The sequence below is a fragment of the Phyllobacterium sp. K27 genome (assembly GCF_054796155.1).
In genome coordinates this window covers 550014-562905 of record NZ_JBTWND010000004.1, presented here as the reverse complement: position 1 = coordinate 562905, position 12892 = coordinate 550014, and the positions used below count along the sequence as shown (strand labels likewise).

At 51.9% G+C, this 12892-nt stretch carries 11 protein-coding genes; 4 read left to right on the top strand and 7 right to left on the bottom strand.

The genetic code is table 11. The features are described 5' to 3' along the window. The first annotated feature begins 524 nt into the window (after nt 1–524). From ACYJL1_RS24155 to ACYJL1_RS24145, 3 genes are read left to right on the top strand one after another with little or no spacing between them, the layout of a single operon-like run. Nucleotides 525–1913: a TackOD1 domain-containing metal-binding protein gene (locus ACYJL1_RS24155; protein WP_460899637.1), complete on the top strand. Its 1389-nt coding sequence runs from the start codon at nt 525–527 to the stop codon at nt 1911–1913. Continuing rightward, complete coding sequence (locus tag ACYJL1_RS24150) at nt 1883–3181, top strand: glycosyltransferase family 2 protein (protein ID WP_460899636.1); 1299 nt, start codon at nt 1883–1885, stop codon at nt 3179–3181. The genes ACYJL1_RS24155 and ACYJL1_RS24150 overlap by 31 nt, the downstream gene beginning before the upstream one ends. A gap of 9 nt (nt 3182–3190) precedes the next feature. Then, nucleotides 3191–4201, top strand: coding sequence for an HlyD family secretion protein (locus tag ACYJL1_RS24145; protein ID WP_460899635.1), 1011 nt, complete (start codon nt 3191–3193; stop codon nt 4199–4201). A gap of 403 nt (nt 4202–4604) precedes the next feature. On the opposite strand, the gene ACYJL1_RS24140 is transcribed toward ACYJL1_RS24145, so the two are convergent. From ACYJL1_RS24140 to ACYJL1_RS24110, 7 genes are all read right to left on the bottom strand, one after another. After that, the gene (locus tag ACYJL1_RS24140) at nt 4605–6152 is read right to left on the bottom strand and encodes an MFS transporter (protein WP_460899634.1); all 1548 of its coding nucleotides are present in this window, start codon (nt 6150–6152) and stop codon (nt 4605–4607) included. Between the two features lie 42 nt (nt 6153–6194). Next, the gene (locus ACYJL1_RS24135; RefSeq protein ID WP_460899633.1) at nt 6195–6329 is read right to left on the bottom strand and encodes a hypothetical protein; all 135 of its coding nucleotides are present in this window, start codon (nt 6327–6329) and stop codon (nt 6195–6197) included. A gap of 431 nt (nt 6330–6760) precedes the next feature. Further along, entirely contained in the window at nt 6761–7603 is an 843-nt protein-coding gene (locus tag ACYJL1_RS24130; protein ID WP_460899632.1) for an aldo/keto reductase, read from the bottom strand. 421 nt (nt 7604–8024) lie between these two features. After that, on the bottom strand, nt 8025–8801 hold the full coding sequence (locus tag ACYJL1_RS24125; protein ID WP_460899631.1) for an ABC transporter permease: 777 nt from the start codon (nt 8799–8801) through the stop codon (nt 8025–8027). Continuing rightward, nucleotides 8785–9615, bottom strand: coding sequence for an ABC transporter ATP-binding protein (locus ACYJL1_RS24120; protein ID WP_460899630.1), 831 nt, complete (start codon nt 9613–9615; stop codon nt 8785–8787). The genes ACYJL1_RS24125 and ACYJL1_RS24120 overlap by 17 nt, the downstream gene beginning before the upstream one ends. A gap of 15 nt (nt 9616–9630) precedes the next feature. Next, entirely contained in the window at nt 9631–10632 is a 1002-nt protein-coding gene (locus ACYJL1_RS24115) for an ABC transporter substrate-binding protein (protein ID WP_460899629.1), read from the bottom strand. 56 nt (nt 10633–10688) lie between these two features. Further along, nucleotides 10689–11771, bottom strand: a complete 1083-nt coding sequence (locus ACYJL1_RS24110) for a 4-oxalomesaconate tautomerase (RefSeq protein WP_460899628.1) — start codon at nt 11769–11771, stop codon at nt 10689–10691. Between the two features lie 108 nt (nt 11772–11879). Between ACYJL1_RS24110 and ACYJL1_RS24105 the strand changes: the two genes are divergently transcribed. After that, nucleotides 11880–12800, top strand: a complete 921-nt coding sequence (locus ACYJL1_RS24105; RefSeq protein ID WP_460899627.1) for a LysR family transcriptional regulator — start codon at nt 11880–11882, stop codon at nt 12798–12800. The last annotated feature ends 92 nt before the right edge of the window (nt 12801–12892 follow it).

Below are 12892 nucleotides of genomic sequence, written 5' to 3'. Positions count from 1 at the left end.
CTGATCGGTCGCAGATGAACGGCGGTGTAATCTTGATAGCCAAGCGTAAAGCGGCTGAATTCCAGACTGGTGTTGCTCATAGCGTCCTCGGGATTTGTCAGAGGACTGCATAAGTAATGTTATTACGTTCGTCAATCAGAAACGTCACGTAATAACATTCAAATACCGGTCGCGCTGTGGCAATCAGGACGGGTTACTGCCCACGCATTCGGCTTCCCTTTGCGGAAACAAATCGTCAGTGGCTTCCAATGATATGCAACCGTCGCATGTTTGGATTGCCAGCAGGAAATACCGGAAGCATCGCACCATGGTCACTCTGCCCGTGATGTAAGGTAACTAGTCATAGCAATCGGCTAAGTATTAGGTACTATAACCGGTCCACAAATATATTAATCTCTACACAAGTTACTTGACACGGATTTTTACCGAGCGTTCTATTCTAATAATAATAAACTTAGAATAAATTCTTCCGTTGAACGAATTTATACTTATCTCCGGCTCGCCAGAGTCCGAAAAGGTGCATCGTGTCAAACAGCAATGTGTCCCTGCTAGAAAATACTGCTCCGCTTGAAAACCGGGCTTTCATAGATCGCCATCCTGTGGTGGACCAATGTCAGTCTGTTTGGCAGCAGTTTGGCTTGCGCACCCCTCAGGCAGCATTCTACCCAGATACGATCATCCCTCATTCCCGTTACCTTCGCGAAGTGTTTTCGGTTGTCGATAATGACGACATCGATGCGATTTTACTAACAAACGAAAGGGAAGCATTCGGATTGGAAAGGTTCCGAAGCGCCAGAGATTTGTTTCTTGTCCCGGTGGTGAATGTTTCGGGTAAGCCAAGCGTAGCGGCTGATGTGGATTTTAGCCTGAAGAATCCCAAGTCATGGTTGGAAACCGCGAGCTGCATAAGAAAATTTCGAGACCGTCGGGGTCGATTATCGAGTAGATTTTTGTCCCCAACCGCTCCAGCCATGCGCATGATGGCTTATTTGTTTGTTTCCGGGGAAGATCTTACCCTGATCAGGCAGCCGAGTTCGCCGTACTATTTTGCATACAAGGGTTTTCCGAATACAAGTTCTGCAACAATGGTTGCCGAAGCCCTTGCCAACAAGGGTTGGCTTGAACGCAGCTTTTTTGACAGGTACCACAAATGTGCTGGATGCCAATCTCATCGATTGACAGTCAGAGAAGAATGTCCCGCTTGCCAATCGCCGCAACTATCAGAAGCGGCTCTGATCCATCACTACAGCTGCGCCCAATTGAGTCCCGAGGCAGACTTCCGTCGTGGAACGACACTTATATGCCCCAAGTGCAGCATGCAATTGCGTCACTACGGTAAGGACTACGACAAGCCGGGACAGGTTCAAGTGTGTACCCAATGCAAGAATACCACTTCCGAGCCCTCTATTGGTTTTTTATGTCAGGACTGCGGGATGCATGTTGGCGGAGACGCCGTTGGCGTATCGGACGTGTTCTCTTATTCCCTGTCCCATCAGGCCACTGCTCTGCTTGCCAATGATGTCGAGGACGTAAATCGATTTCCGATTGCTCAACTTCGTTATCTTCCCGAAGACCTCCAAAGGAAGCTGCTTTCCTTAAACGGAGCGGCGTCCGATTTCATGCTGGCTGAGGTACAATATGGTAGCCGTGAGCAGATAGTTAAAACGCGAGGTGAAGATAACTTCATTTCAATGCGGAAACTACTTGCGGACAATCTACAGGGTGTTCTTGGAGAAGTGGCATCAGTATATTCGTCTCGTGAGCGGGAATATGTCCTCTTTCTCGGACGGGACGAAACCGGTTTCGCGGCTTATTTACAAGAGGCTCTTGACCAAGCCGAAGCTGTTTTGTCCGACAAACTGACCCCCACGTTGCTCGTTTTGTGGGGCACACGCGAGAAAGCACTGTCGTGAACGACCTTGAGTTCGGCCTGTCGTTCTTGCTGGCCCAAACAGGTTCGAGTTTGGTTACCGTCTTCTGGTATACGCTGATATTCGACGTTCCCAGATACGTTGTGCCGTTTGCAATAGCCGCCTTGAGCTTGCGACATCTGGAGAAGCATAACGACGCTCGTTGCAGATCCAAATCACCAAGCGTCAGCATCGTTCTTATTGGCCATAACGAAGCCGATTCAATTGGTGCATGCATCAACTCCTTGATGGAACAGTCTTTTGTTGATTTCGAGATCATTATAGTTAGCGATGGATCAACGGACGGAATGAACAAAGTTGCCAGAGATATGGTCCAAAAAGGCCTGGGTTCTTGTATCCTTACTACGGGGGTTCGGGGAGGCAAGGCGAGCGGGACCAATCTGGCCTGCAAAATAGCCCGTGGCGACATCATTATTAATATCGACTGCGATTGTTCGTTTGACCGCTTTGCAATTGAACGTCTCCTGGAGCCGTTTGCCGACCAACGGATCGGAGCAGCCTGCGGGGACATCGCACCACGCAACGCCGATGTAAGTCTTGTTACACAGTTTCAGGAAATAGAGTATCTGGAGTCTATTTCTGTCGGAAAGCGGTTCAGCGCAGCGGTCGGCCAAGTGACATGTGCATCGGGCGCTTTCAGCGCATTTCGCAGGACCGCTCTCGATGAGGTCAGCGGGCTTGATGTTGGTGGCGGAGAAGACCTCGATGTGACGCTTAGGTTGCGCCGGGCAGGCTGGCACATCGCATATGTCCCAAATGCTGTGTGCTATACAGACGTACCAGCAACCTTTTACGCCTATATCAGGCAGCGACTGCGTTGGGAGCGCGATGCACTATGGATCCGCTTCAGAAAACACCGGCGGTTACTAAATCCGTTTGATCGCAGATTCAGACCGGCGGAAGCGTTTCATCAGTGGGATTTTCTGGCGTTCAGCGTTGCCGGTGCCATCATTTTCCCGATCTATATATCGTGGCTGGCTATCAATTTCGGCGCGCTTGCCATCCCGGTTCTCCTAGCGATGCAAATCGCATTACTGGTTCTGGACGCCTTTATGCTTGCCTTGGCTTGCTGGACGACAGGCCGGGCAGGCTTCTGGCGTAATCTGTTGTTCCTTCCAGGTTACTCCATCTTCATGTCATATGTTATGCGCTCGGTCCGCTTGCTGGCTTATATCGACGAGTGGTTTTTTCGCGGTTCTCATCGCGACAATTATACGCCGGAAAAAGTGCGCCATGAGCGTGCATGGTGAGATAACAAAATGAAACAGATCCGCAAACGCCCTCGCTTAGACAATCTCGACCGACAACAAAGAAAGGGATCCGGACGCCTGAGCAGGTCGATCTATCTTTTGATACTCGCAGTGCTGGTGCTTTCGCTTGCGAACTATCTTGTCGGCGGCATGTTTATCCTGTCAGCGGACGGCATCGTATTGGCACAGCGGTATATCGTATCAGCCGGCTATCCCGCCACCGTCGACAAGGTGTTGGTCAGTGAAGGTGATAGTGTGACCCAAGGAACACCACTCCTCCAGCTCACCTCGTTCGACATGGTAAAGGAGATCGCAGAACTCTCGGTCCGGACAAGTGAGATTGCGGTGCGCGAGGGCGAATTGCAGGGAAAGGCAGCGACAAACAAGGCACTCTTGCCCTTGGCAGAGCGTTCAGCACATGAAAGCAACGCCGCAATCTTGCGTTTGGACCGGGTATCGACGCGAGGTCTTGTTCTTGCAAACCGAAGGGATGAAGCCTTGACGGCCAACTACCGGGCCGCAGAGCGGTATGCTCAACTTCAGGTTGAGATGCAGGTTGCAGCGAACGAACTTCAAGTCGTTAAAGAGTCGCGACAGGTAGCATCCGATGCGGTTCGAAAAATGAAAACAATTTATGGAGATGGCAAGGTAACTGCAGCGATCGCAGGTGTTGTAGGTTCGAAGGTTCCTGTTCCGGGTCAGGTTGTACGCCTGGGCGATGAAATGCTGCAAATCAATGGAGGGAAGGCCTACCTGTTTGCATATTTGCCAGATGAGTATCTTTTCCCCGTAATCCAAGGCATGAAGCTTCAGGTGCATGGCGGCAGCGAGCGCTCAACGGGGACAGTTGAAAAAGTGTTACCGATCGCCGACGCTCTACCAGCGGAGTTTCAAAATTTGCTGCGGCCGCGCGATCGATCTCGACTGATCCGAATTGCACTGCCTGACGATCATCCCTTTGCCGTAACCCAGAAAGTCGCCATTAGAGGATGCGTGTTTGGTTGGTGTTGGGTGCAATAGAACGTTGAAGGATGGGGCTCGAACGCTTCTTGACCAACAAAAAAGAAACCAAATCAGCGTCTACAGTCTCAACTCGATAGCTGAACTCGGTCATCTCCATCACATGAGCATTGGAAGAAACCAGTCTTGGATTGTCTCACCTGAAATTTGCCCATGCCACAGTCCCGACCGGAACAACCCGATGTCATGCTCTGGGACCCGCTAAACGGTGATCACTATAGGATAATTTGAGAGGTTGCGGCGTCCGACAACAACCTCACCTTTTTGCCGGGGTATTGGCCTGTTTGCCTTGGCACGAGAGGCCATCACGAAAACACTGTGAAACCTAGGCGCATCAACGCCCCGCGGCGGTGACTTGCAATGCACCGACGTTTTTTGCCCGAAAGCAACAGGCTGCCGAAATTCAATGTATCGCCACACTGGACTCGCCTATATGCGCAGTTGCATAGACGTTGCGCGCAATCGCCGCCAGCAAAAGCAATGTGACGGTTGCCAGCGCGCAACAGGCGGCGAAGCCGAGTGAGAATCCGGTACGCGCGGTGTCCAGCCAAACTGGTTCACTTGCGCTGCCCAAGATCTTTGCAACCTCTACTGCGCCGGTCAAGGTCGTTGAAACTGCGCGTGCCTGTAGATCGCTAAGGCCAGTCAGGTCCACACCCTCCATAGATGTGCGATAAACGACGGTGCCTATGCTGCCCAGCAGAGCGACCCCAAGCGCGCCACCAAATTCTGCTCCGGTCTCCGAAATGGCCGAGGCGGAACCTGCCCGCTCCGGCGGAGCGGTACCGACAATAAGACCGGTTGTTGTCAAAATGACAGGTACGAAGCCGAGGCCGATCAGCATGCTTGATCCGAGAACCCCAAGCAGGCTCTCCATATAGGCGGCGATTGTCATGGCGGCTGTCCCCACGGCGTTGACCAGCAAGCCCAGCAGAATGGTTTTAACTTGACCAAAGCGATTGATAACGCGGTGGGACTGAAATGACATGAGCGTGAAAACAAGAGCCGAGGGTATGGACCACAGTGCTGCTTCGAGTGGAGAGAGGCCAAGTACGAGTTGGAGGAAGAGATTTTGGAAAAGGAACACACCAAAAACGAAAAAGACGCCTGCAAGATTTACCATCAACGAAGCAGTGAAAGCCGGGATACGGAAGAGCATCAGATCAATCAGGGGATTGTCGAGCTGTTGCTGCCGGCGGACAAACCACACACCCACAAGGATACCCACGGTGATCGGGACCAGTTGAGCAAGTTCAAATCCGTAGGCGGCCATATGTTTGAAACCGTATATGACCGGAAGTACCGTCCCGAGCGATAGGACAACGCTCAGAAGATCGAGTTTTCCTCCGTCATTGTTCTTGTACTCCGGCAGGAAAAATGGTCCCGCGATGAGAAGTGTTGCCATGATCGGGATATTGATCAGGAATACGGAACCCCAATGAAAATACTGCAACAGACCACCACCTATCAGCGGCCCCACAAGCCCGCCCAATGCGAAGGCCGTGCCCCAAATACCAATGGCACGGGTTCGCTCTGCTTCGTTGTGGAATAGATTGACTACAAGAGACAAGGTAGAAGGAGCAATTGTTGCTCCCGCAATACCCAAGAGTGCCCGGGCAATGATCAATTGCGACGAGGTGCTGGAGAATGCAGCCAATGCCGATGCCACACCAAACGCGAATGCGCCTATCAGCAGAACCCTTCTTCTACCGATCCGATCCCCCAACGTACCCATTGTGATCAGAAAGCCTGAGACCATGAAGCCATAAATATCGTTGATCCACAGGAGCTCCGACGCCGATGGATCAAGATCCGCCATGATCGCCGGCATCGCAAGAAATAGCACCGACAGGTCCATAGAGTAAATCAAGCAGGCAATAGACAGTACGCAGAGGCCGATCCACTCACGACGCCCGGCGAGTTGCCCGCTCTTTGGTAAATTCTCATGCATGAATCGCCTCCCAATTCTAAAAGATGGTTGGTTCAGTGAATTCTATTGCGCCCGTTTATGTGATCGGCGAATGCCAGCTTTCGAAAACCCGGCGCGCTGCATCGACAAGGTGATTTGCTCCTGATCGCCAATTGCGGCAAGGACCTCGATCCGCAAATTCAAAAGTATCTTCGGCACGGCCAACCCTCCCTTGAGCCTTTATTCTGCAACAAGGACGGTGGACGCCGCGCCAATCCTACAAATGCCAGATTTTTTTGAGCTATACGATCCCATATTGCAGCGAGGTCGGGACATCCGACTATATCATCTTGCGCAGGACACCCGGTTCAGTCCCATCGTATGTGAAATCGTCGAGGCTCGCTCTCCCGTTAAATGACGACCAGACGCGAGAAGATTTGCTTGCCCGAAGATCGGCGTTCACAGGTAACCATGCCTTCTACCGCGCAAAAAAATGACGCAAGGGCATGACGAAAAGAACGACGCAATTCACGATCGGCGAATTGCTCGCCAACTGCAGGAATTGTCCCCTCACGACGCAAAGTCGCACAACGATCTGCCCCAAAAACCTGAAAATTATGGCTTCTTCCTCGCCCCCAAATCAAACAACATCACAACATTTCCAGCGGAAGCTTGCAGCTGGGACGCTCGAAGGCTCGATTCAATACTTCCAACTGGCTTGGGTTCAACTCAATATTCGCAGCCTCTCTGTTGCTTCTTATGTGGTCTGGGTTGTTCGACTTTGGTATGGCGATGACACCGTCCTGATTCAAAACCCAAGCAAGCGCTACAACCGCAGCTGTTGTCTCTAACTCACGTGCCATGCCGGTTAACGCCGGATGATTGAGTATTCTTCCCTGCTCGATCGGCGAGTAGGCCGTTACGGGAATATTGCGCGAAAGACACCAAGGCATCAGTGCGATCTCCGGGCCACGCCGGGTTAGATTGTAAAGTATCTGATTTACCGAAACGGCCGCACCACCTGCAATCGCTGCTAATTCCTCCAAGTCATCGACGTCAAAGTTACTTACACCCCAACTGCGAATTTTCCCGGATGCGATCAACGTCTCAAAGGCTGCGACTGTTTCATCCAAGGGATAGTGGCCACGCCAATGCAGTAGGTAAAGATCAATAACATCGGTTTGTAACCTGCGCAGACTTTGTTCACAGGCATTGACAGTACCGCTGCTTGAGGCGTTCGAAGGGAGAATTTTACTGACCACAAATACGCTTTCACGTCGCCCTTTTATTGCTTGTGCAACGACTTCTTCGGCACCGCCGTTCGCATACATTTCTGCCGTGTCGATCAAGCTCATTCCGAGATCAATTCCGAGCCTCAATGCATCTGCCTCCTGATTGCGCTGGCGAGCATCTCCTCCCATATACCAAGTTCCCTGGCCCAAAACAGGTACGGTGGAGCTGGAAGGCAGTCTTATTGTGGGCAAGGCAGTCATAATAATGCTCTAGGAAGTTCATCATATCGTTGATAGGCAGGAAACGCTGCACTCAACGTGCTGTTGGTATGAGGATAGTTGCGACAGACCAGTCTGTTACGAAATTTCACGCATCGATGACTGCTGTTGGAATAACGCTCAACAATGCCATGTCGAGTCAATCCATGGAACCTGCTCAAATTACGGGGACGACATGGATCACTTCTCGAGGGAAATATATACCGGATCAGGTCGGGCAGTCATCAACACCCGACCTAAAAATATCACCATCCATCCCTATAGCTTGTCATTTGAATGCCACAGCTAGCAGCTCTGACACATTGATTTCCGCGTTCGCAAACAGGTTCGGAACCAGGTGTTCCCGGTGGTCGAGCCGAAATCCAATTCGAACCGGTGCTATCAGGCAATGTAGCACACCGCGTTATGCGGGTCTTTCTTCGGCGGCGTTCGGTCGCCATTTGATGAGCTTTCCTTCAACCACATCAAGAATTCTGTCGATAACGAGGACGAAGATTGCCAGAATAATGATACCGGCGAATACGCCAACGGCATCGAAGTTGCCTTCTGCTTGGGCGATAAGATAGCCCAATCCAGCCGATGCACCAAGATATTCCCCGATGATAGCGCCGACCACAGCAAATCCTACCGAAGTCCGCAGTGATGATAAAATCCAGCTGGCCGCAGCTGGAAAATAGACGTGCCTTAACAAATCCGACCGTTTGGCACCGAGGATCTTCGCGTTGGCCAGCACGACGGGATTGACTTCGCGCACACCCTGCATGGCATTGAAAAACGTGATGAAGAAGACCAGCGTGACAGCCAGCGCCACCTTGGACCACAGGCCCAAGCCGAGCCAAAGAACAAAGATCGGCGCGAGGACGACACGCGGAATTGCATTCAAGCCCTTGATAAAGGGATCAAGAATGCGGGCTGCACTGCGGCTGAGACCAAGCCAAACACCGGCAGCTACGCCGAGAGCGGTGCCTATGACATAGCCGAGTACGGTTTCTGTCAAGGTAATGGAGACATGCTTGTAAAAGCTCGGTTGAATAACCCAGGCAACAATCTGGTTAAAGATGTCGAGCGGTGCTGGGAAGAAAAATACGTCGATGACACCGGCGGTCACGCCCAATTGCCAGCCACCAAGAATGAAAACCAGAATACAAAGCTGGATGATGCGTTCAGTCACGACGTTCATAGCTTTTCTCCACTTCGCCGCGCAGGCTTGACCAAATATTTCGGTAAAGATCCATAAAACGTGGATCGAGTTTGATTTCCGCGACATCACGAGGCCGTTCCAGCTCAACCGGGAAGCTTTCCATGACACGTGAACGCGGTCCGGCTGCAAGGATCGCAACACGGTCGCCAAGAGCAATGGCTTCTTCCAAATCATGTGTGATCATCACGACCGCCCGACGCTCTTCTTGCCAAAGCCGTAGAAGTTCGTTCTGCATCAAATGTCGCGTGTGGATGTCGAGCGCGGAAAAGGGCTCGTCCATCAAGATGACCTTTGGCGCTGCAATCAACGCTTGCGCCATCTGCACACGCTTACGCTGGCCGCCCGACAGCTGGTGCGGGTATCGATGCTCGAACCCTTTGAGGCCAACTTTTGCAAGCCAGTTCATCGAGCGCTCGCGGCGTTCCTTGGTTGCAACACCTTTAAACATCAGGCTGAGTTCGACATTCTCGATAGATGTCTTCCATGGAAGCAGCGCGTCTTGCTGGAACAGATAGCCAATATCGTTTTGCACGGTATTGATTGGAGCCCCATCAATACTCACTGTTCCCCTCGTCGGCTTCAGCAGACCGGCAATAGCATTGAGAATGGTGCTCTTGCCGCAGCCTGCAGGCCCAACGATAGCGAGAAACTCGCCATCGGCAACGGTCAAGTTTACATCCTGTACTGCCACATAGGTGCCAAATGACATTTCAACTGAGTCAATCGATACCATCGGCCTCTTATTTGGCTCGCCCGTCTGGACGGGCACGGGTTTTAACATAGCCAATGACATGGCTTCCTCCTCGGATCAGTTAGTGGTCTTGTCAGTCACCTTGTTCACGAAATCATTCGTGTAGGTTTTAGAAAGATCTATGGTTGCATTGGCAACTTTTTCATTGAAGCTTTTGAGGACAGCCAACGGCGTTTGAACGTCCGTATCGTTGAATTTGCCACCAACCGAGAAAATGGGCTTGGCATTCTGGACAGCCTTCACATAGGTTTCCCGATCTCCGGAAATGAACTCCTTGGGTAGTTTTTCAACAATCTCCTCAGCGCTGTGGTTGTTCATCCATTCCAGCGCAGCAACGGTCGCGTTTGTGACCTTCTGGATCGTTTCAGGGTTTTCGTCGATGTAAGACTGCGTCGCATAGAGCACCGATGTGGGATAAATTCCGCCGTAAATTTCCTTCGCGCCTTCATCGCTGCGGGCATCGATCAGGATTTTGCCGACACCTTTGGCTTCAATGAATGTCGCAGCCGGATCATAATTGACCAGTAGATCGACCTTGCCCTGCTCCAGTGCCGCGACAGCAGCCGAACCGGAACCGACGCCGATCAGCGAAACGTCATCCGCCGACAGCTTGTGACGCTGCAAATAGTAGCGAACGAAGAAGTCGGATGATGAGCCTGGGGCGGTGATGCCAATTTTGGCACCTTTGATCGTTTCAGGCTTGGCCGGATCAAACGTGGCGTTCTTTCCTCCAGCAAGAACGAGGCCTGAGTTGCGCGCCAGTAGCACGAACCCGACAACGGCCTTGTTCTGCGACTGCATCTGGATTGTATGATCGTAAAAGCCTACTGCGATATCCGTTGAGCCCGCAACAAGTGCCTGGAGCGTCTTCGATCCACCGGAGGCGAAATTCTCGACAGTGACCTCAAGGCCTTCTTTTTCATATAGTCCCAATCCGGCCGCTACCGGAAAAGGAAGATTGTTGAGATTGTAGGACCCGACACTGATGCGGACGGGTTCAGCGAGAGCCGTTCCTGCAAAAGCCACGGTTGCCGCAAGCGCGAGCACGAGTTTACGCATGATGTTTCCTCCGATTATACCGTTGTTTAGCTACCCTCCCGGTAGCCATTTTTAACTTATGCCGCGCGGACGATGCTGCCGAGCGGTTTAGCAAAGACGTGTCCTTCGAATAGTCTCCGCGCCGTTCTAAGTATTCCTGCTACGACCTTTCCTTCGCGGGAATCCAGTTTTACGTCCAGATGACCACTTGGATGTTCCAAGGTGAGGATCACGGGCGGGGTGTGTTTGCCAATCAGCAATGATGCGACGGTACCTTCACTAATACACGCCGTTGCGATACCAACGGCTCCAGTCGTCGCAAGTGATGGATGACATTCCTCCGGCATGAAATAACGAACATTCAGATGTCCGCCATTTTTAGGTTTGGAAATCAATACCGGTTTTGGCGTCACCTGATTGCTCACATCTCCCATTCCCATAAGCCGGCCAGCTTCGAGCCGCAAATGCTTCAGGCGTCTCAGCAAAGCGTCATTGCTATTGAGATCAACCGCCGTTTCGTATCCGCTGACTCCAACCGCTTCAGTATCAACCAACACCATGGGCATAGCGCAATCAATACAGGTGACATCGACACCATCGATGCTGTCACGCGCGTTTCCAGTGGGAAAAAGTTTTCCCGTGCGAGCACCGGCTGCATCCATAAAGGTCAGCGCAATCGGAGCCGCCAGTCCGGGAACGCCGTCGATTGCCGCATCTCCGAGATAAGCAACCTTGCCATCGGGTGTTGGAACCTCCGCTTCAATCAACTTGCCGGTATTCACGTTGTGAATTCTGACGCGAGTCAAAGGCCCCGTCGCCGTTACGAGGCCAGCTTCAATCGCGAACGGTCCAACAGCTGCCAACATGTTCCCGCAATTTGGTGAGGTATCGACCAACTGCTGATCAATCCGAATCTGTGCAAAAAGGTAATCGATGTCGGCGCCCGCGATGCTGGACGGTCCGACAATGGCCACCTTGCTCGTGACCGGATTGCCGCCACCTATCCCATCGATTTGAAGAGGATGCCCTGAGCCCATAAGGGACAGGAGTATCACATCACGCTCTGCGCTGTTGGAAGGCAGGTCTGACGACAGGAAGAAGGGGCCCTTTGAGGTACCGCCTCGCATGAGAACACAAGGAATGGACATCAAGTCGTTCATTATTGCTTCGCCTACCGATGTGATTTAGGTATCAATTGCTCTATTTGTTTCATTAAACGGTATTATGATTGATATGTGAAATGCGAAAATCCGAAGGAGTGATGCGTTATGAGCATTAATTGCGAGATTCTAGACTTGCGTGCCTTCCTGGCAGTTGTCGAACTTGAGAACTTCCATCGCTCGGCTGAAGCGCTCAACTTGTCTCAGCCCGCATTGAGCCGGCGCATCCAAAAGCTCGAGCAGGCGATTGGGGCACCATTGCTGGAACGCACGACGCGACATGTTTCGACAACTGCACTTGGTGCTGAACTCATTCCGCTTGTGCGCCGGATGTTGGAGGAGTTCGACACATCGCTTTTCGCAGTTCGGGATATGGGATCGCAGCGTAGCGGATTGGTTACGATTGCATGTTTGCCGACAGCCGCTTTTTATTTTCTTCCTACCGTAATCAAGCAATTCAATTCTGAATATCCGCATATTCGTTTTCGAATCCTCGACCTGACCGCCACCGATGGACTGCAGGCCGTCGCGCGGGGAGAAGTTGAGTTTGGAATAAATATTATGGGGTTGTCCGATCCCGATCTAATCTTTGAGCGCCTGATCGAAGACCCATTCGTGCTCGCTGCACGCAACGATCATCCTTTAGCGGCAAAGGCCGAATTGGAGTGGGATGACCTGACACCATACCAGTTAATTACAGTTCACAGGTCCAGCGGCAATCGAACGTTGCTCGATGCGGCCCTTGCCAAATCCAATCTTAAACTTCGCTGGTCCTATGAGGTGACGCACTTGTCGACATCACTCGGGTTGGTCGAAGCTGGGCTTGGGATTTCCGTATTGCCAAAATTGGCGACACCTCAGGAAGAACATCCCTTCTTGGTTACAAGACCAATCCGCAATCCGGAAATATCCCGAACAATAGGAATCGTTCGTCGACGAGGCGGAACGCTGTCGCCAGCCGCTGAGAGGTTTATGACGCTTCTCATCGGTACTTGGGCGGGCAAAAAGTTCATTACAGGTAAGTTATGACGATTGCTGGACGCGGTGTTATCACGTTAACTGAACTTTGGCGCAGCGGGCATGGCGCGATGCGAGGGCTAGCACCGCGGTCGAAGTCGATT